The sequence below is a fragment of the Pseudomonas zeae genome (assembly GCF_014268485.2).
Taxonomy (GTDB): Bacteria; Pseudomonadota; Gammaproteobacteria; order Pseudomonadales; family Pseudomonadaceae; genus Aquipseudomonas; species Aquipseudomonas neuropathica.
The window spans coordinates 5,002,738-5,026,884 of the sequence record NZ_CP077090.1 but is presented as its reverse complement, the minus strand read 5'-3'; the positions used below and the strand labels follow the sequence as shown (position 1 = coordinate 5,026,884).

Here is a 24,147-nt window from a genome sequence, read left to right as displayed (position 1 = left end):
TGTATCAAACGGTTAGAACGGTCGCTTTTGGCGGCGTTGTCGCACAGCCTGTCCGGCGCGGCTGTGATTTACTGCCGCCAGCAAAACGGACAGGAGTTTGCTTGCTCATGGAATTGAGAATTGATCGACAGGCAATGGTGCCGGTCGTGCAGCAGATTGTTGACGGACTGACCGAGTGGATCCTGCAAAGTGGCGTACCGCCGGCCACCCGTTTGCCGTCCGTGCGGCAGATCGCCCGGGGCAATCTGCTCAGCCAGTCGTGTGTGGTAGAGGCGTGTGAGCGGCTGGTATCGCAGGGTGTTCTGAGTTCATGCCAGGGCACCGGGTTCATTGTCGCCGCCTCGCCCTCGGTAACAGGCGCAGAAGATGAGCTGGCGCCATTCGAGGGCCGGTTCGCCTGGTGCGATGCCGTGTGCGAGGCCGCGGGTGGCTTGAAACTTGGCGCGGGCGGACTGCCGCATAGCTGGCGTGAACCTGACGACCTCAGTTATGCCCTGCGCGAGGTGGCGCGCACCGACATGGCCAGCCTGTTCAACTACAGCACGCCCTTGGGGCTTCCAGCGTTGCGCGAGCAAATCGCCAAGCGCCTGAAACTGTTCGGTATCGAGGCCCGCAGTGCGCAGTTGCTGAGTACCTGCGGCGCCAGCCATGCGCTTGATCTGATCGTGCGCACCTTGTTCAAGGCCGGAGACTGCGTGGTGGTCGAGACGCCCGGTTACGCGCCGTTGTTCGATCTCCTGCGGATGCACGGCGTGCGCATGCTCGAGGTGCGTCGCACCCCGAACGGGCCGGATATCGACGCGCTGGAAGCGTTGCTGCAACAGTTTCGCCCCGGCGCGTTATTCATCAACAGCCATCATCACAACCCCACCGGCAGTTGCCTGTCGCCGAGCGTAGCGCAACGCATCCTGCAACTGAGCAAGACCTACGATTTGCGCGTGATCGAAGACGATGTCTACGCAGACTTGCACACCGGCAACGGCACGCGCCTGGCGGCTCTGGATGATGAGGGGCGAGTCATTTACGTGGGCAGTTTTTCCAAGACGCTGAGCAGCTCGTTGCGGGTCGGTTTCGTTTTTGCCGACAGCGACATGGTCAGACGGCTGGCGCAGGTCAAGATGATCAGCGGTCTGGGGGCGTCAAGGTTTACCGAAGCCGTGCTGGCCAGCCTGATGGTCAGCGGCGCTTACCGCAAACTGGTGCAGCGCCAGCGTCAACGCCTGAATGCCGAACGCGCGGCCGCGTTGCAGGCGCTGGAGGACGCCGACTGGGAGGTTTTCGGCAAGCCTGCAGGTGGCTTGTTCATCTGGGCGCGCTCGCGCATGACCGATCAGATTCGGCTGCGTCGGCAGGCTCAACGTTGCGGCGTGTTGCTGTCAGCGCCTGATGCATTCAGTCCCAATGGCGAGTCGGGCGATTGGCTGCGCATCAACGTCGCCTACGCTTGTGATCCACGCGCCCGGCAGTTTTTTCGCTACACCGGTTCGGATCGACCTCAAGTGTTCTGAAAACGACGCAGGCGTAGCTTTTTGCCATTATTCCGACGCCAGAGACTTGTGCTGCTTCATGGCCGTTGCGACTCTTCGCTCTACTGACAATGGCAGGGGACTACGCGCAATGATTTCGGCCATGCAAGGACGTTTTGCCAACCTCGGTATGGCGAAAAAACTGGGTATCGGGTTTGTGCTGGTTTTGCTTCTGACCGCGCTGGTGGCGGCCATCGGCGTTTGGTCCCTGCAAACCATCAGTCAGCGTTTCGACGGGCTGAAACAGATGTCTTCGCTCAACAGCGGCTTGCTCAAGGTGCGCCTGCTCGAGCAGGAATATGCCTTGCGGGGCGATCCGAAGACGGCCGATGCGCTGCGTAAGGGCGTCGACGAACTGGTTGCTCTGGCTGATCAGCTCAAAGCGCAGTCGGCGGCGAATGTGCCGGTCATGAATGATGTGCAGCAGTCGCTGGGCGCTTATCGTAAGGCGTTCGACGAGTTTGTGTCGTTGACTCAGGCCAAGGACCTGGCGCTGGAAATGGCCAGTTGGTCGGTGTCCAGTGTGGCCAACAACCTTGACGTATTGCAGGCCGGACTTGCCGACGACGGTGCATATACCTTGAAGGACACCGAGGGTAAGGATGGCGCACAGTTCATTGAGCAGGCCAGTCAGGTCAGCCAGGTTTCGCGGTTGATGCTGCAAGCGATGAACGAAGCGCGGATTCGTCTCGATCAAAGCCGCAAGGGCGATGCCGACAGTGCTGGCAAGGGCAATATCGAACAGGCTGCACAGGCGCAGGCGCAGGCCGAAGAATTGAAAACCACGGTCAAGGACGAGGGCTATCTGACCGTGCTCAATGAAGTGTCCGGGCACATCGCCGGTTTCAACGACAAACTGGCCGAGTACACCGGGTTGCTCGCGCAGGAAAAAACCGTCTACGAGCAATTGCACCAGCGTGCCAACGAAGTGGTCGAGCGGGTGAATCAGGCGTATGTCGCTGAAGACGGCGCGATGCAGGCAGAACTGAAGAAAAACTCGCTGCTGATCATCGGCTCATCGGCGCTGGCATTGCTGGTGGGATTACTCGCTGCGTGGCTGATCACCCGACTTATCGTCGCGCCATTGCGCAGTGTGATTCAGGTCGCGCAGCAGATTGCCGCCGGCGACTTGAGTGCGACCGTGGCAGTGACCCGTCGCGACGAGATCGGTCAGTTGATGCTGGCGATGCAACAGATGGGCGCGGGTCTGAGCACCATCGTCAGTGGTTTGCAGGCGGGGATCGAGCAACTGGCCAGTTCGGCGCAATCGTTGTCGGCAGTCACTGAGCAGACCAACCTTGAGGTCAGCAGCCAGAAGGAAGAAACCGAGCAGGTTGCCACGGCGATGAACCAGATGACCGCCACCGTTCACGACGTTGCACGCAACGCCGAAGAAGCGGCGCTGGCCGCGCAGACGGCGGATGACAAGGTCGAGAGTGGGCAGCAGGTGGTGCGCCAGAGCATGGCGCGCATCGAGCAATTGGCTGACTCGGCGACGTCGGCCAGTTCGAGCATCGAAAGCCTTAGTGCTGAAATCCAGAATATCGGCACGGTGCTCGGGGTGATCAAGAGTGTTGCCGAACAGACCAATCTATTGGCGCTGAATGCCGCCATCGAGGCTGCGCGGGCCGGGGAGCAGGGCAGGGGCTTTGCGGTGGTGGCTGATGAGGTGCGCGCGCTGGCTCGGCGCACGCAGCAATCGACTGAGGAGATTGAACGGCTGGTCAGTGCTTTGCGCTTGGCGGCGCATTCGTCGGTGCAGCAGATTCAGAGCAGCGGCGAGCTGGTGAAGCTGGCGGTCAGTGATGCGTTGCAGACCGAGAGTGCGCTTGGGAGTATTGCGGCGGCGGTGTCGTTGATTCAGCAGATGAATCAGCAGATTGCGGCGGCGGCGGAGGAGCAGAGTTCGGTGGCGGAGGAGATCAATCGCAGTGTGACGAGTATTCGTGCGAGTGCGGATCAGTCGTCGATCGCGATGCGTGGGAATGCGGCTTCGAGTGTTGAGCTGGCGCAGTTGGGGGGGGAGTTGCGCGGGATGGTTGGGCATTTTCGGCTTTGACGCTTTGACGCTTTGACGCTTGGCGGCCTTTGGGCCGACCAGGCTCTTGGGGTTTTGGGGGGATATCCGTTGCTGCGGGTGTTGCTGATTAGGCTTCCGCCCTTACGGCGGGTCACTTTTGGCAAACGCCCCAAAAGTAACCAAAAGGTCTTCGCCCTGACGTTCGGCCCGCTCGCTGGGGCTCGGGGTTCCTTCGCTCCGGGATCGCTCCGGGGGCATCGCCTACGGTTTGCTTCGCTGCACCTCCTCTCGATGTGTTCGACTTCGTCGAACGGTCGCTGCGCTCCCACCCCCGGATCAATCCCTCCACTCAGCCTGCCGACGGGCTTTCAGATCAAGATCAAGAGCGGCAGCCGAGCTAACGCTCATCCTGTTGAGTGGTGAGAAGCTGATGCGGTTGCGAGGTGGGTGTTGCTTTTGCTTTTCTGTGGGAGCGAGCCTGCTCGCGAAGGCGGCCTGACAGCCGACCAATTTTCTATCGGGTGTACTCAGTTCCAATGTAGGAGTGAGCCTGCTCGCGATGGCGGCCTGACAGCCGACCAATCTGCTATCGGATGTACTCAGTTCCAATGTAGGAGTGAGCCTGCTCGCGATGGCGGCCTGATAGCCGACCAACCTCTGTCAGATGTACTCACCCCCCTTGTGGGAGCGAGCCAGCTCGCGAAGGCGGCCGGACAGCCGACCAACCTCTGTCAGATGTACTCAGCCCCCTGTGGGAGCGAGCCTGCTCGCGAAAGCGGCCGGATAGCCGACCAACCTCTGTCAGATGTACTCAGCCCCCTGTGGGAGCGAGCCTGCTCGCGAAAGCGGCCGGATAGCCGACCAATCCGCTATCGGATGTACTCAGCCCCAATGTAAGAGTGAGCCTGCTCGCGATGGCGGCCGGATAGCCGACCAACCTCTGTCAGATGTACTCAGCCCCCTGTGGGAGCGAGCCTGCTCGCGAAAGCGGCCGGATAGCCGACCAATCCGCTATCAGATGTACTCAGCCCCAATGTAAGAGTGAGCCTGCTCGCGATGGCGGCCGGATAGCCGACCAACCTCTGTCAGATGTACTCAGCCCCCTTGTGGGAGCGAGCCTGCTCGCGAAAGCGGCCTCACATTCACCGGTTTTCTATCAGGTTCACTCCCGCGAGCCCACAAAAAAGCCACCTTTCGGTGGCTTCTCTTCCAGCATCTGCAATCAGTCGTAAATCACTTTCTTCTTCCAGTCCGCATCGGCCTCGACATCTTTGAGGCCGGCGGTCAGTTGGTTTTCTTCACCTTCAACCGGTGCAATCTTGTCCATGACCTGGGCGTTCGCGCGGGCCAGGAGTTTTTCCAGGTATTGCAGTTGTTCTGCGTACATCTGCGGATCCTGCTGTTTGCGCAGGTATTGCACGCCGCGTTCGAAGGCGAGGCGGGCCTGGCCGGGCTGGTTTTGTTGCAGGGACTGTTGGCCGAGGTTGTTGAAGAATTCGATGTGCAGCAGCACCAGAATGTGGCGGACTTCGCGGATCCAGTGTTTGGCTTCATTCGGTGGCAGGAAACCATCGTGGGCGGCGCGGGTGATTTGGCCGTGGAGGGCTTCGAGCAGGAAGCGCACGTCTTTGGCTTTTGCTTCGGTCAGAATCGGCGACGGCGGGTTGTTGACCGGAATTGATTCGCCTTGGGCGACCAGAGCGCTCAGTTCGGTGATGCGCGCTTTGGTGGTGGCGCTGGTTTTTTCCAGGTTCAGCAGGCGCTGGCAGACGTTCAATTCCAGGCGCGTCAGCAGCAGCTTGAGTGCCGGGGTCATGAACTGGCCCGGGAAGGTTTCGGTCAGTTCGCCGCAGCGGCGCAGGCGGTCGTTGAGTTCGACCTTGGTGCGGGCCTTCTCCAGTTTGTTGTTTTCCACCACATGGTTCATGTAGCCAATGGCGATCAGAATTGCGATCCCGGCTATGACAAGCAGGGTGATCATGAGTGGTGTCACCGGTAAGACCTCTTTATAGGGTTCGCATGCGAGTGTAGTGGCTGGGCATTTAACCGCCTAGCGCCGCTCGACTGGTTGGTTCGGCAGGTTCAATCTGTATCGGCCGCATGCTGCTTATATGAATGCTGGCGATGCATGTGCAGATTGCCATCACTGCGCTGTGGACTATAACGTCTTGGCGGGTGGCGGAATATAGGCGTCAATCGTCGGGCGACGGAAAAGCCCGATTGCCGCCGTAAAGGTCGTCGAAGTCATTGATTTAAATAAATTTATATCAGGGGGTTGACGACCTCTCAATCCATCCATAGAATGCGCGCCACTTGCAGCGTAAAGCACACAGCGAAGCGCGGCAGGGAGTGAATGTTGTAGTGTGTCCCCTTCGTCTAGTGGCCTAGGACACCGCCCTTTCACGGCGGTAACAGGGGTTCGAGTCCCCTAGGGGACGCCAATGCGGGAATAGCTCAGTTGGTAGAGCACGACCTTGCCAAGGTCGGGGTCGCGAGTTCGAGTCTCGTTTCCCGCTCCAATTTTAAACAGCAGCGCTTTCGGGCGGTGCTGAGTGAAACCAGAGCCAAGTCTTCGGATGCGGATCTGGACACCGAAACACACACCATGTGTTCCGGGTAGCGTGTCCCCTTCGTCTAGTGGCCTAGGACACCGCCCTTTCACGGCGGTAACAGGGGTTCGAGTCCCCTAGGGGACGCCATTTGCGGGAATAGCTCAGTTGGTAGAGCACGACCTTGCCAAGGTCGGGGTCGCGAGTTCGAGTCTCGTTTCCCGCTCCAAATTCTAAAAACGCCGCTCAGTGAGCGGCGTTTTTATTAGTGAAAGTTGTAGCCTGTGTCCCCTTCGTCTAGTGGCCTAGGACACCGCCCTTTCACGGCGGTAACAGGGGTTCGAGTCCCCTAGGGGACGCCATTGCGGGAATAGCTCAGTTGGTAGAGCACGACCTTGCCAAGGTCGGGGTCGCGAGTTCGAGTCTCGTTTCCCGCTCCATATTCACAAAAACGCCGCTCAACAGAGCGGCGTTTTTGTATGCGCGCGATTTGTGGTTGTGTCATCTGTCATAAAGAAAAAGGCCCGCCGAAGCGATTCGGCGGGCCTTTTTGCGTTTTGCATCTGCTTACCAGGACAGCATCAGTCGGCCAGCAAACAGAATAAGCACCACGCCCATGGTGCGCTCGAACCAATGGCCCATGCGCATGAACAGCAGGCGAACCCGATTGCTTGAGAAGAACAGCGCGACCACGACAAACCACAATGCATTCACAAAGCACATCCACAGCCCGTAAAAGGCCTGGATCTGCAGGGGCGTGCTGGCGCTGATGATCGTGGTGAAGATGGCCAGGAAAAACAGCGTGGCCTTGGGGTTGGTTGCATTGGTCAGAAAACCGGTGCTGAAAGCTTTGAACAGCGTTTGTTCGACCACGGGCTCGTCCGCAGCTTTTTCACCTTCAACGGCCGATTTGGGTTTGCTGCGCAGCAGGCTGACGCCCAGATACAGGATGTAGGCACCGCCAATCACCTTGGCGACAGTCAGCAGCCACGGGGTGGTGTGCATCAATGCCCCGACACCCAACAACGTGTAGAGCACGTGCACGGAAATCCCCGCGCCGATACCCAGCGCCGTGCAGATCCCTACCAATCGGCCGAACCGTACGCTTTGGCGAATGGTGACTGCGAAGTCCGGGCCGGGAGCAACCACAGCCAGAAAGTGAATGGTTGCCAGCGCCAGAAACTCGCCCAGATAATTCGAATACATCTCAGCTCCAATAGGTCAGGGGTGAAGCATTGCCGCGATAGCCGACAAAAAAGGAAAGACTCAAACGCGGATCGGCTACGCCCGGGGTCACCGAGTGCATGCGCCGCGAGTTGAACATGATGAAATCACCGGGTTGCGGTCGGACTTCGAGCGCAGGTGGGCCGAGCAGCGCTGGTTCAATGCCATAACTGTCGCCACGCATCTCGTCGAATTGATCCGGGGTGATGTCGTCGTCCCATATCTGCAACGCACCGCCCTCGGTCGGCATGTTCAGGTAGACGTTGCAGGCGAACTGCGCTTCCAGGCTGCGGGCCTGGAAGCTGTCCGGAGCATCCTTGGCGAAGATGTCGTGATGGGCGAGGAAGCACACGCCGGGTTTCACCACGCGCGAAAGGCCGACATACATTTTCCGGCCGTAGAGGTTTTCCAGGTGCGCGCCGGCCGGCCAGGATTCGTCGAGCATGCAGCGCAAGGTGTCGATCGGTGAGGAGTAGGGCGCGCAGCGATTGCGCAGTTCAGCGATGTTGCTGGTGGCGCGTTCGAAGTAGTCCTCAATCAGCAGCGGCTGGTTTTCCGCCTCGTAAAATGCCATGCCGATGCGGCCGATACTCGGTGCGTTGATGTAACCCTCGAAGCCTGGAGCGAGAATCTTGTCGCCAATCTGAATGGCCAGCGGCTCAGGCAAAAAGCCTTTGACGCGGATGGCGAGGACTTCTTCGTTGGCCAGTTTTTTTATGCACGTCTCATCGAGACGCTCGACGTCTAGCATCATTTTTTAGGTCCATCTATCGATAGTCAACGGAACCTGCGAATGCGGTTCCCTGGCGTCGGACGCTGCGTGAAGCAGCGCCCGAAATGCTCAATCCACGTTGTAGTGGACGGACAACGTGCCTTTCTTCTGCGAAAGGGACGCGATCGTGACTGTGCCCAGATCCTTCAGGCTGCGTACGTGGGTGCCACCGCAGCCATAGGCGGGCAGTTCACCAAAACCGATTTCCCGCGCACCTTCGCGTAGCGAGGTCAGGCGGGGCAGGTCGTGTTCGATCCACTGGTCGATCCCGTGTTGAACGGTCTCTGCATCGACTTCCTGCGCGGTGTCGCCGGGTTTGAATTGCACTCGGCCTTCATCCGGCCAGTGATGGGCTTTGATCGGCATCCAGCCCAGCGCCTGGACGAAATGCCCGATCAGGTGCCCGGCCGAATGCATGCGCGTATTGAAGTGGCGGCGCTGTTCGTCGATGCGGATGCAGGTCATGCCCAGTTCCACCGGCCGGTCGACAAAATGAATGATCCGGTCCGGCTCCTGCACCACACGCAATACCTGGCTTTCACCGATCCAACCGGTATCACACGGCTGTCCGCCGCCTTGCGGATGAAACAGTGTGGCGCGCAAGACCACGGCGAATTCGTTCTCTTGGGGCGTGCAGTCGAGGACTTCCACATTAGCCTTGAGGTCATCACTATGGAAAAAGAGGCGAAGCGTCATATTCCATGCCCTTATTAAAGTTTCTTTTTTTATTATATGAATCGTGCAATAACGTGATAATCCGTTCAAACATCAAAGGACTTGTGCACTGTGAGCATCAATCTGCCGCTACCGCTGCTTGGTGAAATGGCGATTTTCGTCAAGGTCGTCGAGACCGGTAGCTTCTCTGAAGCGGCTCGGCAGTTGGGTTCATCGCCGTCAGCGGTGAGTCGTAGTATTTCGCGTCTGGAAAAAGCCTTGGCCACGCGCCTGCTGCAGCGCACTACACGCAAACTGCGCTTGAGTGACGGTGGCGAAGAGGTGTTCAAACGCTGCCAGGAGATGGTCAGCGCGGCCAAGTCGGTGATGGAAATCAGCGGCCAGTTCACCCATGAAGCGGAAGGACTGGTGCGCGTCAGCGTGCCGAAAGCGGTGGGGCGCTTCGTGATTCATCCGCACATGCCCGAGTTCCTGCGGCGTTATCCCAAGGTCGATGTCGAGTTGTTGCTGGAGGATCGCCAGGTCGATTTGATCGACGACCATGTCGATCTGGCCATTCGCATCACCGATCGACCACCGGCCGGGCTGGTTGGCCGGCAGTTACTGACCATCGACCATTTGCTCTGTGCCACGCCGCAGTACCTGGCCGAGCACGGCATACCGACTCACCCGCATGATCTGCTCAATCACAGTTGTATTTATCTGGGGGAAACTCCGAGTGATGCGCGCTGGAAATTCAAGAAGGGCAGTAAGGCGGTGACGGTAGGTGTCCGCGGTAGGTATGCCGCCAATCACACAGGCGTGCGTCTGGGCGCGGTGTTGCAGCACATCGGCATTGGCAGCCTGCCGTATTTCACCGCCCGTTACGCGCTTGAGCAAAAGTTGGTGGTGCAGGTGTTGCCGGACTGGACGTTCCTCGCGTCCTATCACGGCGGATTGTGGCTGCTGCATTCGCCGACGCGCTATCTGCCACCCAAGTTGCGGGTGTTCATCGACTATCTGGTGGAGTGCCTGCAGAAAGAGCCGACCTTGAGCAAACCGGGTAAATCAGTGGGGGAGAGCAACGCGGCGATGGCGTATGAATTGCCCGAAAGTGAAGGGTTGTTGTAGCGCAAAGCAAAAGATCGCAGCCTTCGGCAGCTCCTACAGAGGATTGCGTGAGTCCACTGTAGGAGCTGCCGAAGGCTGCGATCTTTTGATCTTCAACCCACTGTTATATCAGTGCTTGCTGTCCTGAGCGGACATCGCCAGCAGTTGTTTTTCCTGGTTCCAGTCGAACGGTTCATCGTTCTGTTCAGCTTCGTAGCGACGTTCTTCCAGTGCCTGATACAGGTCGATCTCTTCATCGGACAAGTAATGCAGGCAGTCGCCGGCGAAGAACCACAACAGATCGCGCGGGATCAGGTGGGCGATTTGTGGATAACGGCTAATCACTTGAGTCAGGATGTCCTGGCCCAGGTACTGGCTTTCGATCGGATCGATTGGCAGCGATGCCAGCAGTTCGTCGAAGCGCTCCAGGAACAAGGCATGGCTTTCTTCGGGAACCTGATCGGCCTCACCTACGGCGACCAGGATACTGCGCAGGTGGTCGAGCAAAACAAGATGATCGGCAACGACGTTGGACACGAGATAAGTCCTCAAGAGCAAAACGGGCGCGGGAGTATAAAGCTCCCGCGCCCTCTTGGACATGGTTGTCAGGATCAGCGGACTTTGCCCTCTGCCAGTTTCAGTTCCTCTTTGTCGAAGTCATCGACGTCGATCACCTTGCGTCGTGCGGCTTCGGCATCGCGCAGGCTCTGTGCTTCTCCCGGTTGCAACACCCCGGCTTCCAGCGCCGCATCGATGGCGTGCTCACCTGCGACCGGTTTGACCTGACCGCTTTTCAGCGAGGTGTGCAGTTTTTTGTGCAACGGCTGCGCAGCATTGAGCAGATCGCTGGCGTGTTGCAGCGCGCCGACGGCATCGTCTGCCGACTGCGGGCGATAGCAACCGGCAAGCAGTTCTTCCAGCGCCGGATCACCTTTGGCGCGACCAATCACGCCTGCCACTTCGGCACCGAGTTTGTCCGACGGGCCTTTGTGACGACGACCGAACGGGAACACGATGGCTCGCAGCAGGCAACCGAATACCTTGTTCGGGAAGTTGCGCAGCAATTCATCCAGCGCCCGTTCCGATTGGCCGAGGCTTTCTTCCATCGCCCAACGGAACAGTGGCTCCATGTACGCTGGCGAATCCAGATCGTGATAACGCTTGAGCGCGGCGGAGGCCAGATACAGGTTGCTCAACACATCACCCAGACGTGCCGACAGACGCTCGCGACGTTTCAGTTCGCCGCCCAGCAACATCATGCTGAAGTCGGCGAGCATGGCGAACGCCGCTGCCTGACGGTTGAGTGCGCGGAAGTAGCCTTGGCTGATCTTGTCGCCCGGCGCGTGTTCGAAGTGGCCGAAACCGAGGTTCAACACCAGCGTACTGGCCGCATTGCTTACGGCGAAACCGATGTGTTTGAGCAGCAAACCATCGAACTCTTTCAGCGCCTGATCCTTGTCCTCACGACCGGCAAGGGCCATCTCCTTCAGCACGAATGGATGGCAACGAATCGCGCCCTGACCGAAGATCATCAGGTTGCGCGACAGGATGTTTGCACCTTCCACGGTGATGAAGATCGGCGCGCCGTTCCAGCTACGCCCGAGGTAGTTGTTCGGGCCCATGATGATCGCCTTGCCACCATGCACATCCATGGCGTGGCTGATGCACTCGCGGCCGCGTTCGGTGAGGTGATACTTGAGAATCGCCGAGAGCACCGACGGTTTCTCGCCCAGATCCACTGCGTTGGCAGTTAGCATCCGCGCCGCGTCCATCATCCAGGCGTTGCCGCCGATGCGCGCCATGGCTTCCTGAATACCTTCGAAAGCCGACAGCGGTACATTGAATTGCTCACGAATCTGCGCGTACTGACCGGTGACCAGGCTGGTGAATTTGGCCGCGCCAGTGCCGACTGCCGGCAACGAGATCGAACGGCCGACCGACAGGCAGTTCATCAGCATCATCCAGCCCTTGCCGAGCATCTCCTGACCGCCGATGAGGAAGTCCAGCGGGATAAACACGTCTTTGCCCGAGTTCGGGCCGTTCATGAACGCCGCGCCGAGTGGCAGGTGACGACGACCAATTTCCACCCCAGCGGTATCGGTCGGAATCAACGCGAGGCTGATGCCAAGGTCCTCCTTGTCGCCCAGCAGATGCTCCGGGTCGTAGGCCTTGAAAGCCAGGCCGAGGAGGGTCGCGACCGGACCGAGGGTGATGTAGCGTTTTTCCCAGTTCAAGCGCAGGCCGATGACTTCCTGACCTTCCCATTGGCCTTTGCAGATGATCCCGGTGTCGGGCATCGCACCGGCATCGGACCCGGCGAGCGGGCCGGTGAGGGCGAAGCACGGGATGTCATCGCCACGGGCCAGCCGTGGCAGGTAGTGATTGCGTTGTTCGTCGGTGCCGTAATGCAGCAGCAGTTCGGCCGGGCCGAGGGAGTTGGGCACCATCACGGTGGAGGCGAGGTCACCGCTACGGGTAGCGAGTTTCATCGCCACCTGTGAGTGGGCGTAAGCCGAGAAGCCTTTGCCACCGAATTCTTTCGGGATGATCAGGGCGAAGAAACCGTGTTCCTTGATATGCGCCCAGGCTTCGGGTGGCAGGTCCATCGACTGGCCGATCTGCCAGTCAGTGACCATCGCGCAGAGTTCCTCGGTCGGGCCGTCAATGAACGCCTGTTCTTCCTCACTCAATTGCGCCTTGGGATAGGCCAGCAATTTGTCCCAGTCCGGGCGGCCGCTGAACAGCTCACCGTCCCACCACACGGTGCCGGCGTCGATTGCGTCGCGTTCGGTCTGCGACATGGGTGGCAGGGTTTTCTGGAACCAGTTGAACAACGGCGCAGTGAAATGCTTGCGACGCAGGTCAGGCAGCAGCAGCGGGGCAGCGACCACCGCCAGCAGCACCCAGAACACCAGCAACAACCAGCCCGGCGCATGACTGAAAATACCCATCGCCAGCAGGTAGACGGCCACGATGCCCAACGCAGGCAGAGGTGAAATACGCCGGTGGGCGAGATACGCCACACCAACGATCAAAACCAGTATCCACAACAACAGCATATTCAGTCCTCCGTGAACCAAGGCAAATCGACCCTCCAGAGCTTAGACGGCATCTGTAAAACCGGGTGGTCAGACCAAGGTGATTGAAATCGTGGGAAACCCCGGATGGTTTTCGTAGGTTCGGTGGGCAACACGTGTGGGAAATCGTTCGCTGATCCCGCGTCTTTGCGTCCAAGTTTGGCCGAAACGTCGTTATCTCTGTGCTGACGCTGTCGCTAGACTCGGGGCTCACCCAGGAGATTGTCGTCATGCGCGAGTATCTGAGTCCCGGCCGCTTCATCGATAGTGACCACCCGGCAGTGGTGGAGTTCGCCGAACAACATCGGGGTGCCAGCCGCGATCCGCTCGAGCGGGCGATCAATCTTTATTACGCGGTGCGTGAGGCGGTGCGCTACAACCCCTACACCTTCAGTCGCGATCCGCAGACCTTGCGTGGCAGCTATGCGCTGACGACGGGGGAGAGTTATTGCGTGCCCAAAGCCACGCTGCTTGCCGGTTGTGCGCGGCATTGCGGGATCCCGGCGCGTATCGGTCTGGCCGACGTAAAAAATCACTTATCGACGCCACGTCTGCTTGAGTTGCTGAAAAGCGACATGTTCGCCATGCACGGGTACACCGAATTGTTCCTCAATGGACGCTGGGTCAAAGCCACACCGGCGTTCAATCAGAAGCTTTGCGAATTGTTCAACGTAGCGCCGCTGGAGTTCGACGGTATCAATGACAGCGTTTTCCACCCGTTCAATCGCGACGGCGCGCAGCTCATGGAGTATCTGGTCGATCACGGCCAATTCGCCGATGTCCCGGAAACGTTCTTCTTCGAACATTTGCAAAAGTGCTATCCGCATCTGTTCACTGATCAGCAGCCGCAACGGCTGGGCGATATGCAGAGTGATTTGAGCCGTACCTGATCCGGCGTATGCTGCCTGCCCACTCATTTGAAAAGAGGCGGTCATGCTGAAGATCTGGGGACGGAAAAACTCATCGAATGTCAGGAAGCCATTGTGGGCGGCTGAAGAGCTTGGCCTAGCCTACGAGGCAATCGATGCCGGCGGCGCATTTGGAGTAGTCGACACTCCCGAGTACCGGGCGATGAACCCGAACGGTCGGGTGCCAGTGATCGAGGACGACGGTTTCGTGCTGTGGGAGTCCAACGCCATCGTCCGCTATCTGCTGGCCAGACATGCGCCCGACAGTCACTGGTATCCGGCGGATCCGCAAGCGCGAGCCATCGCTGACAAATGGATGGACTGGACCACTTCAAGTTTTGCCGGTCCCTTCCGCACGGTGTTCTGGGGCGTCTTGCGCACGCCGGCGGACAAGCAGGACTGGGCTGCGATCAACGCCGCGATCAAGGAATGCAATGAGTTGCTGAGCATGGCCGATCATGCCTTGGCCAGTCAGCCATATCTCTCTGGACAAGACATCGGCATGGGCGATATCCCGCTCGGCAGTTTCATTTATGCCTGGTTCGAGATGCCCATCGAACGCGCACCACAAGCGCATCTGCAAGCCTGGTATGAGCGCTTGAAGCAGCGTCCGGCTTACCAGAAAGCGGTTATGACCGCGTTGACTTAATACTTACTATCGACACACTTGACTGTACTTGTGCGGCGGCGGCAAGCACCATTGCGCTCTGGTGCTGCGGTTGTTTCCCTCGCCGCCCGCCCTTATTTATCCCTTTCTTCCCTTCTTGGTGCGTAAATCCGATATGAGTTCCGCTCTGTCCATCCGGCAGCTAACCAAAACCTACGGCAACGGGTTCCAGGCCTTGAGTGGTATCGATCTGGACGTCGCCGAAGGTGATTTTTTCGCCTTGCTCGGCCCTAACGGTGCCGGCAAATCCACGACCATCGGCATTCTCTCGACCCTGGTGAACAAGACCAGCGGCACGGTGAATATCTTCGGCCATGACCTGGACAAAAATCCTGCGCAGCTCAAGCGCTCGATTGGCGTGGTGCCCCAGGAATTCAACTTCAATCAGTTCGAAAAGACCTTCGACATCGTCGTGACCCAGGCCGGTTACTACGGCATTCCGGCGAAGATCGCCAAGGAACGCGCCGAGCAGTACCTGACCCAACTGGGCCTGTGGGACAAGCGCGATGTGCCGTCGCGTTCGCTGTCCGGTGGCATGAAGCGGCGCTTGATGATCGCCCGAGCGCTGGTGCACGAACCGCGTCTGCTGATCCTCGATGAACCGACCGCAGGCGTCGACATTGAGCTGCGTCGATCAATGTGGACGTTCCTCACTGAGCTGAACCAGAAAGGCATCACCATCATCCTCACCACGCACTATCTGGAAGAGGCTGAGCAGTTGTGCCGCAACATCGGCATCATCGACCACGGCACCATCGTCGAGAACACCAGCATGAAACAATTGCTGGGGCAGCTGCACGTGGAAACCTTCCTGCTGGACCTGAAAAACGACTTGAGCGTCGCGCCGCAATTGCTCGGTTATCCGGCCCGGTTGATCGACAGCCACACCCTGGAAGTCCAGGTCGACAAATCCATGGGCATCACGGCGTTGTTCACCCAGTTGGCGCAGCAGAACATCGAAGTGCTGAGCCTGCGTAACAAAACCAATCGCCTCGAGGAGCTGTTCGTGTCCCTGGTGGAGAAGAATCTGTCGAAGGTGGCGGTATGAGTTCCGAATTCCGTCCCAACCTCGTCGCCCTGCAGACCATTGTTTACCGCGAGGTCAAACGCTTCACGCGGATCTGGCCGCAGACGCTGCTGCCGCCAGCGATCACCATGGTTCTGTATTTCGTGATCTTCGGTAACCTGATCGGTCGGCAGATCGGCGACATGGGTGGCTTCACTTACATGGAGTACATCGTGCCGGGGCTGATCATGATGTCGGTGATCACCAACTCCTACGGCAACGTGGTCTCGAGTTTCTTCGGCAGCAAGTTCCAGCGTTCCATCGAAGAGCTGATGGTGTCGCCGGTGTCGCCGCACACTATTCTGATCGGTTTCACCATTGGCGGCGTGTTGCGTGGTCTGATGGTTGGCGTGATCGTGACCATTCTGTCGCTGTTCTTCACCCATTTGCAGGTGCATCACCTCGGCGTGACCATTTTGGTGGTGGTACTGACGGCGACGATTTTCTCGCTGCTGGGCTTCATCAACGCAGTGTTTGCGCGCAACTTCGATGATATTTCGATCATCCCGACCTTTGTGCTGACTCCGCTGACGTACCTGGGTGGGGTGTTTTACTCGATCACCTTGCTGCCGCCGTTCTGGCAGACCGTGTCGTTGGCCAACCCGGTGCTGCACATGGTCAACGCCTTCCGTTACGGCATTCTGGGTGTGTCGGATATCAAGATCGGCATTGCGATCACCTTCATGCTGGTGGCGACCGTTGTGCTGTATCTCGGCTGTGCGCGGTTGCTGGTGAGCGGGCGCGGGATGCGTACCTGACTACAGACCGAGTCGTGGCCATCGCGAGCAGGCTCACTCCTACAGGGGAACGCATTCCAATGTAGGAGTGAGCCTGCTCGCGATGGGGCCAATCCAGACGCCACAAATCAGAACGGCCTCCCATTGCGGAGGCCGTTTTGCGTTCAGCGCATGCGACTCTTCTTGCGCCGCGCCCATTGCCGCGCCACCCACCAGCGCCAATACATCATCACAATGCAGTAGGCGAGGGCGCCGAGTACCAGTCCGACCACCACCGAGCCGAGCAGAAACGGCTGCCACAACGTCGACAACTCGCCGCTGATCCACTCCCAGGTCAGCTCGTCCGGTAAATGTCGGGCGGGCACATCCATCAAAAACGCCCCGGCCTGATAGGTGCAGAAGAACACCGCCGGCATGGTGATCGGATTGGTCAGCCAGACCAGGCTGACCGCAATCGGCATGTTGCCGCGCACCGTGACGGCGAGGGCGGCGGCCACCAGCATCTGCGCCGGGATCGGCAGGAACGCGGCGAACAGGCCAACCGCCATCGCCCGGGCGACCGAGTGACGATTGAGGTGCCAGAGGTTCGGGTCATGCAGCAACTTGCCGAGAAAGCGTAAGGATTTGTGTTCCCTGATGCTCGTCGGGTCGGGCATATAACGTTTGAATAAGCGCCGGGGCATAAGGCTTCTCGGTCGGTTAAGGCGGCAAGTATGTCTGGATTCTACGAAGCGCCCATTCAGACTTTGTGACAATTGTTGACGACGCGTGTAACCGACAACCGCTATGCCTAAGTGCGGGACTCTCAAGGACGGGCTTATGCGCACAGGGATGATGGCGCTCGCAGTCGGTCTGCTGGTCGCGGTTTTTATGCCGGCATTACCGCCGGTCTGGTTGTTGCTGTTGTTGCCGGTCGTGGCTTTGATGCTGCTGCCGTTCCGCAGCTATCCGCTGGCGTTTTTGCTGTTTGGCTTCACGTGGGCCAGCGTCGGTGCGCAATGGGCGTTGAATGATCGTTTGCCGGCCGGGCTGGATGGCGAAACCCGGTGGGTTGAAGGGTGGGTCGTCGGTTTGCCGCAGAACAGCGACGGCGTGGTGCGCTTCGAATTGGCCGAGGCGCACTCGCGTCATGAAAAACTGCCATCGCTGATGCGGCTTGCCTGGTACGCCGGGCCGCCGGTCAACAGCGGCGAGCGTTGGCGTTTGGCGGTCAAGCTCAAGCGTCCCGGTGGATTGCGCAATCCCGAGGCCTTTGACTACGAGGCCTGGCTGCTGGCGCAACGTATTGGCGCCACCGGCACGATCAAGGACGGCCAGCGCTTGAGCGAAGCGCGTTGGGCCTGGCGTGACAGTATTCGCCAGCGTTTGCTGAGCGTGGATGCGCAGGGGCGAAACGGCGCATTGGCGGCGTTGGTGCTGGGTGACGGCTCGGGGCTCAGTCGTGAGGACTGGCAGACTCTGCAGGACACCGGCACCGTGCACTTGCTGGTGATTTCCGGTCAGCACATCGGATTGCTGGCGGCGCTGATGTATGGGCTGGTCGCCGGCATGGCGCGATATGGCCTGTGGCCGCTGCGCTGGCCGTGGCTGCCGTGGGCCTGTGGTCTGGGGTTCGCGGCAGCACTCGGTTATGGCCTGCTTGCCGGGTTCGACGTGCCAGTGCAGCGCGCCTGCGTGATGGTCGGACTGGTGCTGTTGTGGCGCCTGCGTTTTCGTCATCTTGGCGCAGGGTGGCCGTTGTTGCTGGCGTTCAACGCTGTGCTGTTGCTGGACCCGCTCGCCAGTTTGCGTCCGGGTCTGTGGCTCTCGTTTGCGGCGGTGGCGGTGCTGATCTTTACCTTTGGCGGCCGCTTGGGCGCGTGGCGCTGGTGGCAGACCTGGACGCGGGCGCAGTGGTTGATCGCGATCGGCTTATGTCCGGTGTTGCTGGCGCTGAACCTGCCGATCAGCCTCAGCGGGCCGCTTGCCAATTTGCTTGCGGTGCCTTGGGTCAGTCTTGCGGTGTTACCGCCGGCGCTGCTTGGAACCGTGTTGCTGCCTGTTCCTTTTGTCGGCGCCGGCCTGCTGTGGCTGGCCGGCGGTTTGATCGATGGGTTGTTTCACGCGCTGGCGACGATTGCCGGGCATTGGCCGGCGTGGATCGCACCCTCGATACCCGCTTGGGTCTGGGCCATTGGCAGCCTCGGCGCCGGGTTATTACTGTTGCCGCGCGGCGTGCCGCTGCGTCCACTGGGCTGGCCGTTGTTGTTGCTGCTGGTCGTGCCGCCACGCGATCAGATAGATGAAGGATTGGCCGATATCTGGCAGCTCGATGTCGGCCAAGGCTTGGCCATCCTGATCCGGACCCGCCATCACGCGTTGCTCTACGATGCGGGGCCGCGCTTTGGTGAGTTCGACCTCGGCGAGCGTGTGGTGCTGCCTTCATTGCGCAAACTGAGCGTGGAAAAACTCGATTTGATGCTGCTCAGCCATGCCGACGCCGATCACGCCGGCGGCGCTTTGGCGATCAGCCGGGGTTTGACCGTCGATCAGGTAATCAGCGGTGACCCGGCGGGGCTGCCCGCGCAATTGAACGCCGAAGCCTGTGCAAGTGGCCAGCAATGGCAATGGGACGGCGTGCGTTTTCAACTCTGGCAGTGGGCGGACGCTGACGACAGCAATCAGCGTTCCTGTGTATTGCAGATCGAGGCCAATGGCGAGCGCCTGCTGTTGACCGGCGACATCGACAGCCATGCCGAGCGCGTGCTGCTCGACGGTCCACTGGCCGTGCCGACGCAATGGCTGCAATCGCCCCATCATGGCAGCCGCAGTTCATCGTCAATGGCGCTGCTCAACGTCTTGAAACCCGAGTCCGTGCTGATCTCTCGAGGTCATGGCAACTCATTTGGCCATCCACACCCGACCGTGCTGGCGCGTTATCGCAAACTGGGCCTGAATATTTACGACAGCGCCGAGCAGGGCGCCATTCATCTGCAACTGGGCACCTTCCGGGCACCACGCACGATGCGTCATCAGCGGCGTTTCTGGCGTGATCCGCCCGCACTGGCCCGCTGATCGGGACGTAGGTAAATGGGGCGTCACGGTCGTCGGGGCGGCGGGTCTTAATCGTGGATCGGTATGGTAAAGTGGCGCACTTTTTCGAGGGGACTGTCACTGTGTGGGAATTGGTCAAATCCGGCGGCTGGATGATGTTGCCGATCATTCTGAGCTCCATCGCGGCCATGGCGATCGTCGCCGAGCGCCTGTGGACCCTGCGCGCCAGTCGCGTTACCCCCGAGCATCTGCTGGGCCAGGTCTGGGTCTGGATCAAGGACAAGCAGCTCAATAAAGAAAAACTCAAGGAATTGCGCGCCAATTCGCCGCTGGGGGAAATCCTCGCGGCGGGCCTGGCCAACTCCAAACATGGTCGCGAGATCATGAAAGAGTGCATCGAAGAGGCCGCCGCCCGGGTCATTCATGAACTCGAGCGCTACATCAATGCGCTCGGCACTATCGCAGCCATGGCGCCATTACTGGGTCTGCTTGGCACCGTGCTGGGCATGATCGATATCTTCAGCGCGTTCACTGGCTCCGGTATGACCACCAATGCCTCGGTGCTGGCAGGCGGTATTTCCAAGGCGCTGATCACCACCGCTGCGGGCCTGATGGTCGGTATTCCGGCGGTGTTCTTCCATCGGTTCCTGCAACGCCGTATCGATGAATTGGTGGTGGGCATGGAGCAGGAAGCGATCAAGCTGGTTGAAGTGGTACAGGGCGACCGTGATGTCGACCTGGCCGAGGGCCGCGCGTGAAGTTCCGTCGCAAACCCCGGGAAACCGTGGACATCAACCTCGCTTCGCTGATCGACGTGGTGTTCATTCTGCTGCTGTTTTTCGTCGTGACCACCACGTTCACTCGCGAAACCCAGTTGCGTGTTGACCTGCCGGAAGCGGTCAGCGGCTCCCCGGCCGAAGACCAGCAAGTCAAGCAGATCGACGTGGCCATCAGCGCCGAAGGCGTGTTTTCGGTGAACAACAAGATTCTGCCGAAGAACGACCTGGCGACCCTGATGGAAGCCATGCAGAAAGAGTCCAACGGCGACACCAACATGCCGTTGTCGATCAGTGCCGATGGCAAGACTCAGCATCAATCCGTGATCACCGCCATGGATGCGGCCGGCAAGCTCGGTTTCAGCCATCTGCGCATGACCACGGTCGAGGCGGCGCCCAAATCCTGATGAGCCTGTCCGATCGCTTGCTCGCCGCGTGGTATCAGGGGCACCCGGCCCTGACGCTGCTGCGGCCGCTGGAAATGCTCTATCGCCGCGTGGTGGTGGGTAAGCGCCAGCGCTTTCTTGCCGGTGAAGGTCAGATCTACCAGCCATCGGTGCCGTTGATCGTGGTCGGCAACATCACCGTCGGTGGCACCGGCAAGACGCCGATGATTCTCTGGTTGATCGAACATTGCCGGCGCAGCGGTTTGCGCGTCGGCGTGGTCAGTCGTGGTTACGGCGCCAAACCGCCGCAACTGCCGTGGCGCGTTGCGGCCGAGCAAACCGCTGACATCGCCGGTGACGAACCGTTGCTGATCGTCCAGCGCACCGGCGTGCCGCTGATGATCGATCCGGATCGCAGCGCAGCGGTCAAAGCCTTGCTCGCCAGCGAACCGCTGGACCTGATTCTGTCCGATGACGGTATGCAGCATTACCGTCTGGCGCGGGATCTGGAGCTGGTGCTGATCGACGCCGCGCGCGGTCTCGGTAACAAACGCTGCTTGCCGGCAGGGCCGTTGCGTGAGCCGATCGAGCGTCTGCAAAGCGTCGACGGTGTGCTGTTCAATGGTGCCACCGAGGATCGCGATGACGGTTTCGCTTTCCATCTGCAACCGACTGCGCTGATCAATCTACGCAGCGGCGAGCGCAAGTCACTCGATCATTTTCCGCCAGGCCAGGCCGTGCACGCGGTCGCCGGGATCGGCAATCCGCAACGTTTCTTCAATACCCTCGAAGCGCTAGACTGGCGAGCAGTCCCCCATGCGTTTGCCGACCACGCCGAATACAGCGTGCAGGCGTTGAATTTCACACCGTCATTGCCGTTGGTGATGACCGAAAAGGACGCGGTGAAGTGCCGTGCCTTTGCGGCTGACGACTGGTGGTATCTGGCGGTCGATGCGCTACCGTCGCCGGCCTTTGTGGCCTGGTTCGACACGCAACTGATGCGCCTGTTGCCGGATCGTCTTTTGCCTTAACTCTTTACTCAGGGAATGTTCATGGACACCAAATTGCTCGATATCCTCGCGTGCCCGATCTGCAAAGGCCCGCTCAAGCTCAGCGCCGACAAGACCGAACTGATCAGCAAGGGCGCCGGTCTGGCGTACCCGATCCGCGATGGCATCCCGGTCATGCTCGAAAGCGAAGCCCGCACCCTGACCACCGACGAGCGTCTGGATAAATGACCACTGCCTTCACCGTTGTCATCCCGTCGCGTTTCGCCTCGACCCGCCTGCCCGGCAAACCGCTGCTCGACATCGCCGGCAAGCCGATGATCCAGCACGTCTGGGAACAGGCGAGCAAAAGCAGCGCCAGCCGTGTGGTCGTCGCGACTGACGATGCGCGCATCGTCGAGGCCTGCAAGGCTTTTGGTGCCGAAGTGGTGCTGACCCGTGAAGATCACAATTCCGGCACCGATCGTCTGGCCGAAGTCGCGGCGAAACTGGGTCTTGAACCCGACGCGATCGTGGTCAACGTGCAGGGTGACGAGCCGCTGATTCCGCCGAGCGTGATCGATCAGGTCGCCGCCAATCTGGCTGCCCACACCGAAGCGCGCATGGCCACGCTGGCCGAGCCGATCGAAGACGTCGACACCCTGTTCAACCCGAACGTGGTCAAGGTCGTCAGCGACCTCAACGGTCTGGCGCTGACCTTCAGCCGCGCGACTTTGCCATGGGCGCGCGATGCGTTTGCCAAGAGTCGCGAGCAATTGCCCGAAGGCGTGCCGTACCGTCGTCACATAGGCATTTATGCCTACCGCGCCGGTTTCCTCCAGGACTTTGTGAGCTGGGGCCCATGCTGGCTGGAAAACACTGAATCCCTCGAGCAACTGCGTGCTCTGTGGCACGGTGTGCGAATTCATGTCGCCGACGCGCTGATCGCACCGCCGACTGGCGTTGACACGGCCGAAGACCTCGAGCGCGTTCGTCGCCTGCTGGAGGCCTGATGCGCGTTCTGTTTGTGTGCCTGGGCAACATTTGCCGTTCGCCCACGGCCGAAGGCGTATTGCGTCACAAACTGCGTGAAGCAGGGCTGGCGGATCAGGTCGAAGTGGCCTCCGCCGGCACCGGTGACTGGCACGTCGGCAACCCGCCGGACAAGCGCAGCCAGGCCGCCGCCAAAGTGCGTGGCTATGACCTGTCGGCGCAACGCGCGCAGCAGGTCCGCCGTGCCGATTTCGCCAGTTACGACCTGATTCTGGCCATGGACAACAGCAACCTGCGCAACCTCAAAGCGTTGCAGCCGTCCACCGGCAAAGCCGAGCTGGACCTGTTTTTGCGCCGTTATGCCGGGGTGGTAGATGAAGTGCCGGATCCGTATTACGACGGCGATCAGGGTTTCGAGCAAGTGCTGGATCTGATCGAAGCAGCCTGTGACCAATTGTTGATCGAAGTGAAGGGCCGGTTATGAGTTTGCAGGTGCAACCGCAGGTTTCCCTGAAACCGTTCAACAGTTTTGGCGTGGATGTGCGCGCGCAACTGTTCGCCGAAGCCCACAGCGATGCCGATGTCCGTGAAGCGCTGGCCTACGCCACCGCGCACGATATGCCATTGCTGGTGATTGGCGGCGGCAGCAACTTGCTGCTGACCGCCGACATTGCCGCGCTGGTGCTGCGCATGGCGACACGCGGGATCCGCGTGATCAGCGATGACGGCAACCGTGTGGTGATCGAGGCGGAAGCGGGCGAGCCGTGGCATCCGTTTGTGCAGCACACGTTGGCGCAAGGATTCTCCGGGCTGGAAAACCTCAGCCTTATTCCCGGTACGGTTGGCGCTGCGCCGATGCAGAACATCGGTGCCTACGGCGTCGAGATCAAGGATGTGTTTGCCGGCCTCACCGCGCTGGATCGCCAGACCGGCGAGCTGCGCGATTTCACCCTCGAAGAATGCAACTTCGCCTACCGCGACAGCTTGTTCAAGCAGCAGCCGGGGCGTTGGCTGATTCTGCGCGTGCGCTTTGCACTCGACCGCATTGCGCATTTGCATCTGGAATACGGCCCGGTGCGTCAGCGCCTGACCGAGCAGGGCATCGAGCAGCCGACGCCTACCGACGTCAGCCGTGCGATTTGCAGTATCCGCAGCGAAAAACTGCCGGATCCGGCGGTGCTCGGAAATGCCGGCAGCTTCTTCAAGAATCCGCTGGTGTCGGCGGCCATCGTCGCGAAGATCAAGGAACAGCATCCGGATGTGGTCGCCTACGCGCAGCCGAACGGACAAATGAAGCTCGCGGCAGGCTGGCTGATCGAGCGTGCCGGCTGGAAAGGTTTCCGTGAAGCCGATGCCGGCGTGCATAAATTTCAAGCGCTGGTGCTGGTCAACTACGGCGCGGCAACCGGGCTGCAACTGCTCGATCTGGCGCAACGCATCCAGAAAGACATTGCCGAACGTTTCAATGTCGACCTGGAGATGGAGCCTAATCGCTATTGAGGCTACGCTTTCAAAGTGCCATCCAAAGCCCTGCACTGATAAAAAGTGCAGGGCTTTTTTGTTAACGCTGGGTTAACTTAGCGAGCTAACGATAACCGTCATTTGCTCCACCAAAGGCCCGGTGCAGACGTTCGCGTCGGCACAAGAGAGCCTGATTAGCCTG

General features: G+C 59.8%; 22 protein-coding genes, 6 tRNA genes and 1 pseudogene. 22 read left to right on the top strand and 7 right to left on the bottom strand.

Features of this window, described 5'->3' with window-relative positions; genetic code table 11:
• Positions 1 to 107 precede the first annotated feature (107 nt).
• The 3 genes and pseudogenes from HU754_RS22155 (at position 108) to HU754_RS29835 (ending at position 3,585) form a co-directional block, all read left to right on the top strand.
• A complete protein-coding gene (locus tag HU754_RS22155; RefSeq protein WP_186625692.1) occupies positions 108 to 1,508 on the top strand; it encodes an aminotransferase-like domain-containing protein in 1,401 nt (466 codons plus the stop codon).
• Positions 1,402 to 2,724 (top strand): annotated as a pseudogene (locus HU754_RS29840) (HAMP domain-containing protein); the annotation flags it as partial. The gene HU754_RS22155 and the pseudogene HU754_RS29840, both read left to right, overlap by 107 nt.
• A complete protein-coding gene (locus tag HU754_RS29835) occupies positions 2,704 to 3,585 on the top strand; it encodes a methyl-accepting chemotaxis protein (RefSeq protein ID WP_371748316.1) in 882 nt (293 codons plus the stop codon). The pseudogene HU754_RS29840 and the gene HU754_RS29835, both read left to right, overlap by 21 nt.
• Before the next feature lie 1,183 nt (positions 3,586 to 4,768).
• On the opposite strand, the gene HU754_RS22145 is transcribed toward HU754_RS29835, so the two are convergent.
• Entirely contained in the window at positions 4,769 to 5,527 is a 759-nt protein-coding gene (locus HU754_RS22145; protein WP_174245077.1) for a hypothetical protein, read from the bottom strand.
• A gap of 384 nt (positions 5,528 to 5,911) precedes the next feature.
• Between HU754_RS22145 and HU754_RS22140 the strand changes: the two genes are divergently transcribed.
• From HU754_RS22140 to HU754_RS22115, 6 genes are all read left to right on the top strand, one after another.
• Positions 5,912 to 5,987: transfer RNA gene (locus HU754_RS22140), tRNA-Glu, on the top strand.
• A 2-nt stretch (positions 5,988 to 5,989) separates the two neighbouring features.
• A tRNA-Gly gene (locus HU754_RS22135) sits at positions 5,990 to 6,065 on the top strand.
• 104 nt (positions 6,066 to 6,169) lie between these two features.
• Positions 6,170 to 6,245: transfer RNA gene (locus tag HU754_RS22130), tRNA-Glu, on the top strand.
• A 3-nt stretch (positions 6,246 to 6,248) separates the two neighbouring features.
• Positions 6,249 to 6,324, top strand: a tRNA-Gly gene (locus HU754_RS22125).
• Positions 6,325 to 6,381: 57 nt separating this feature from the next.
• A tRNA-Glu gene (locus HU754_RS22120) sits at positions 6,382 to 6,457 on the top strand.
• 2 nt (positions 6,458 to 6,459) lie between these two features.
• Positions 6,460 to 6,535 (top strand) — tRNA-Gly (locus HU754_RS22115).
• A gap of 127 nt (positions 6,536 to 6,662) precedes the next feature.
• On the opposite strand, the gene HU754_RS22110 is transcribed toward HU754_RS22115, so the two are convergent.
• The 3 genes from HU754_RS22110 to HU754_RS22100 all read right to left on the bottom strand — a co-directional run bounded on the left by HU754_RS22110 (position 6,663) and on the right by HU754_RS22100 (position 8,787).
• Positions 6,663 to 7,301, bottom strand: a complete 639-nt coding sequence (locus HU754_RS22110) for a LysE family translocator (protein ID WP_095048634.1) — start codon at positions 7,299 to 7,301, stop codon at positions 6,663 to 6,665.
• 1 nt (position 7,302) lies between these two features.
• Positions 7,303 to 8,073 (bottom strand): 2OG-Fe(II) oxygenase, encoded by a 771-nt coding sequence (locus tag HU754_RS22105; RefSeq protein ID WP_093435492.1) that lies wholly within the window; start codon positions 8,071 to 8,073, stop codon positions 7,303 to 7,305.
• An 87-nt stretch (positions 8,074 to 8,160) separates the two neighbouring features.
• Positions 8,161 to 8,787, bottom strand: coding sequence for an alanyl-tRNA editing protein (locus HU754_RS22100; protein WP_093435488.1), 627 nt, complete (start codon positions 8,785 to 8,787; stop codon positions 8,161 to 8,163).
• Positions 8,788 to 8,877: 90 nt separating this feature from the next.
• Between HU754_RS22100 and HU754_RS22095 the strand changes: the two genes are divergently transcribed.
• Positions 8,878 to 9,876 carry a LysR family transcriptional regulator gene (locus HU754_RS22095; RefSeq protein ID WP_186620447.1) on the top strand — a complete coding sequence of 333 codons (999 nt, stop codon included), beginning with the start codon at positions 8,878 to 8,880 and terminating at the stop codon, positions 9,874 to 9,876.
• A gap of 108 nt (positions 9,877 to 9,984) precedes the next feature.
• Here HU754_RS22095 and HU754_RS22090 read toward each other — a convergent pair whose 3' ends face one another.
• Positions 9,985 to 10,392: a PA2817 family protein gene (locus HU754_RS22090; RefSeq protein ID WP_093435483.1), complete on the bottom strand. Its 408-nt coding sequence runs from the start codon at positions 10,390 to 10,392 to the stop codon at positions 9,985 to 9,987.
• A 74-nt stretch (positions 10,393 to 10,466) separates the two neighbouring features.
• Positions 10,467 to 12,914, bottom strand: a complete 2,448-nt coding sequence (locus HU754_RS22085) for an acyl-CoA dehydrogenase (protein WP_093435481.1) — start codon at positions 12,912 to 12,914, stop codon at positions 10,467 to 10,469.
• Positions 12,915 to 13,162: 248 nt separating this feature from the next.
• Between HU754_RS22085 and HU754_RS22080 the strand changes: the two genes are divergently transcribed.
• From HU754_RS22080 to HU754_RS22065, 4 genes are all read left to right on the top strand, one after another.
• Entirely contained in the window at positions 13,163 to 13,822 is a 660-nt protein-coding gene (locus HU754_RS22080; protein WP_093435478.1) for a transglutaminase-like domain-containing protein, read from the top strand.
• Between the two features lie 43 nt (positions 13,823 to 13,865).
• Positions 13,866 to 14,489 carry a glutathione S-transferase family protein gene (locus HU754_RS22075; RefSeq protein ID WP_093435475.1) on the top strand — a complete coding sequence of 208 codons (624 nt, stop codon included), beginning with the start codon at positions 13,866 to 13,868 and terminating at the stop codon, positions 14,487 to 14,489.
• Positions 14,490 to 14,622: 133 nt separating this feature from the next.
• On the top strand, positions 14,623 to 15,555 hold the full coding sequence (locus HU754_RS22070; RefSeq protein ID WP_160059025.1) for an ABC transporter ATP-binding protein: 933 nt from the start codon (positions 14,623 to 14,625) through the stop codon (positions 15,553 to 15,555).
• The gene (locus HU754_RS22065; RefSeq protein WP_008087860.1) at positions 15,552 to 16,331 is read left to right on the top strand and encodes an ABC transporter permease; all 780 of its coding nucleotides are present in this window, start codon (positions 15,552 to 15,554) and stop codon (positions 16,329 to 16,331) included. The genes HU754_RS22070 and HU754_RS22065 overlap by 4 nt, the downstream gene beginning before the upstream one ends.
• Before the next feature lie 143 nt (positions 16,332 to 16,474).
• On the opposite strand, the gene HU754_RS22060 is transcribed toward HU754_RS22065, so the two are convergent.
• On the bottom strand, positions 16,475 to 16,993 hold the full coding sequence (locus HU754_RS22060; protein ID WP_095048627.1) for a DUF2062 domain-containing protein: 519 nt from the start codon (positions 16,991 to 16,993) through the stop codon (positions 16,475 to 16,477).
• Positions 16,994 to 17,129: 136 nt separating this feature from the next.
• Here HU754_RS22060 and HU754_RS22055 point away from each other — a divergent pair, with 136 nt between their 5' ends.
• The 8 genes from HU754_RS22055 to murB all read left to right on the top strand — a co-directional run bounded on the left by HU754_RS22055 (position 17,130) and on the right by murB (position 23,984).
• Positions 17,130 to 19,364: a DNA internalization-related competence protein ComEC/Rec2 gene (locus HU754_RS22055; RefSeq protein WP_186620449.1), complete on the top strand. Its 2,235-nt coding sequence runs from the start codon at positions 17,130 to 17,132 to the stop codon at positions 19,362 to 19,364.
• Positions 19,365 to 19,465: 101 nt separating this feature from the next.
• Positions 19,466 to 20,101: a MotA/TolQ/ExbB proton channel family protein gene (locus HU754_RS22050; RefSeq protein WP_042560451.1), complete on the top strand. Its 636-nt coding sequence runs from the start codon at positions 19,466 to 19,468 to the stop codon at positions 20,099 to 20,101.
• Positions 20,098 to 20,526 carry an ExbD/TolR family protein gene (locus tag HU754_RS22045; RefSeq protein WP_093435463.1) on the top strand — a complete coding sequence of 143 codons (429 nt, stop codon included), beginning with the start codon at positions 20,098 to 20,100 and terminating at the stop codon, positions 20,524 to 20,526. Before HU754_RS22050 ends, HU754_RS22045 begins: the two co-directional genes overlap by 4 nt.
• On the top strand, positions 20,526 to 21,536 hold the full coding sequence (lpxK, locus tag HU754_RS22040) for a tetraacyldisaccharide 4'-kinase (RefSeq protein WP_186620451.1): 1,011 nt from the start codon (positions 20,526 to 20,528) through the stop codon (positions 21,534 to 21,536). The genes HU754_RS22045 and lpxK overlap by 1 nt, the downstream gene beginning before the upstream one ends.
• A gap of 21 nt (positions 21,537 to 21,557) precedes the next feature.
• On the top strand, positions 21,558 to 21,743 hold the full coding sequence (locus HU754_RS22035) for a Trm112 family protein (protein WP_003174668.1): 186 nt from the start codon (positions 21,558 to 21,560) through the stop codon (positions 21,741 to 21,743).
• Complete coding sequence (gene kdsB, locus HU754_RS22030; RefSeq protein WP_095048623.1) at positions 21,740 to 22,504, top strand: 3-deoxy-manno-octulosonate cytidylyltransferase; 765 nt, start codon at positions 21,740 to 21,742, stop codon at positions 22,502 to 22,504. The genes HU754_RS22035 and kdsB overlap by 4 nt, the downstream gene beginning before the upstream one ends.
• Positions 22,504 to 22,968 carry a low molecular weight protein-tyrosine-phosphatase gene (locus HU754_RS22025; RefSeq protein ID WP_093435454.1) on the top strand — a complete coding sequence of 155 codons (465 nt, stop codon included), beginning with the start codon at positions 22,504 to 22,506 and terminating at the stop codon, positions 22,966 to 22,968. Before kdsB ends, HU754_RS22025 begins: the two co-directional genes overlap by 1 nt.
• The gene (gene murB / locus HU754_RS22020) at positions 22,965 to 23,984 is read left to right on the top strand and encodes a UDP-N-acetylmuramate dehydrogenase (protein WP_186620453.1); all 1,020 of its coding nucleotides are present in this window, start codon (positions 22,965 to 22,967) and stop codon (positions 23,982 to 23,984) included. Before HU754_RS22025 ends, murB begins: the two co-directional genes overlap by 4 nt.
• Positions 23,985 to 24,147 lie beyond the last annotated feature (163 nt).

Bases quoted from the DNA above. Each gene is read 5' to 3' on its own strand.
- HU754_RS22155 (WP_186625692.1), top strand. From the start codon at position 108: ATGGAATTGAGAATTGATCGACAGGCAATGGTGCCGGTCGTGCAGCAG.
- HU754_RS29835 (WP_371748316.1), top strand. From the start codon at position 2,704: ATGCTGGCGATGCAACAGATGGGCGCGGGTCTGAGCACCATCGTCAGT.
- HU754_RS22145 (WP_174245077.1), bottom strand. From the start codon at position 5,527: ATGATCACCCTGCTTGTCATAGCCGGGATCGCAATTCTGATCGCCATT.
- HU754_RS22110 (WP_095048634.1), bottom strand. From the start codon at position 7,301: ATGTATTCGAATTATCTGGGCGAGTTTCTGGCGCTGGCAACCATTCAC.
- HU754_RS22105 (WP_093435492.1), bottom strand. From the start codon at position 8,073: ATGATGCTAGACGTCGAGCGTCTCGATGAGACGTGCATAAAAAAACTG.
- HU754_RS22100 (WP_093435488.1), bottom strand. From the start codon at position 8,787: ATGACGCTTCGCCTCTTTTTCCATAGTGATGACCTCAAGGCTAATGTG.
- HU754_RS22085 (WP_093435481.1), bottom strand. From the start codon at position 12,914: ATGCTGTTGTTGTGGATACTGGTTTTGATCGTTGGTGTGGCGTATCTC.
- HU754_RS22080 (WP_093435478.1), top strand. From the start codon at position 13,163: ATGCGCGAGTATCTGAGTCCCGGCCGCTTCATCGATAGTGACCACCCG.
- HU754_RS22075 (WP_093435475.1), top strand. From the start codon at position 13,866: ATGCTGAAGATCTGGGGACGGAAAAACTCATCGAATGTCAGGAAGCCA.
- HU754_RS22070 (WP_160059025.1), top strand. From the start codon at position 14,623: ATGAGTTCCGCTCTGTCCATCCGGCAGCTAACCAAAACCTACGGCAAC.
- HU754_RS22065 (WP_008087860.1), top strand. From the start codon at position 15,552: ATGAGTTCCGAATTCCGTCCCAACCTCGTCGCCCTGCAGACCATTGTT.
- HU754_RS22060 (WP_095048627.1), bottom strand. From the start codon at position 16,993: ATGCCCCGGCGCTTATTCAAACGTTATATGCCCGACCCGACGAGCATC.
- HU754_RS22055 (WP_186620449.1), top strand. From the start codon at position 17,130: ATGCGCACAGGGATGATGGCGCTCGCAGTCGGTCTGCTGGTCGCGGTT.
- lpxK (WP_186620451.1), top strand. From the start codon at position 20,526: ATGAGCCTGTCCGATCGCTTGCTCGCCGCGTGGTATCAGGGGCACCCG.
- HU754_RS22035 (WP_003174668.1), top strand. From the start codon at position 21,558: ATGGACACCAAATTGCTCGATATCCTCGCGTGCCCGATCTGCAAAGGC.
- kdsB (WP_095048623.1), top strand. From the start codon at position 21,740: ATGACCACTGCCTTCACCGTTGTCATCCCGTCGCGTTTCGCCTCGACC.
- HU754_RS22025 (WP_093435454.1), top strand. From the start codon at position 22,504: ATGCGCGTTCTGTTTGTGTGCCTGGGCAACATTTGCCGTTCGCCCACG.
- murB (WP_186620453.1), top strand. From the start codon at position 22,965: ATGAGTTTGCAGGTGCAACCGCAGGTTTCCCTGAAACCGTTCAACAGT.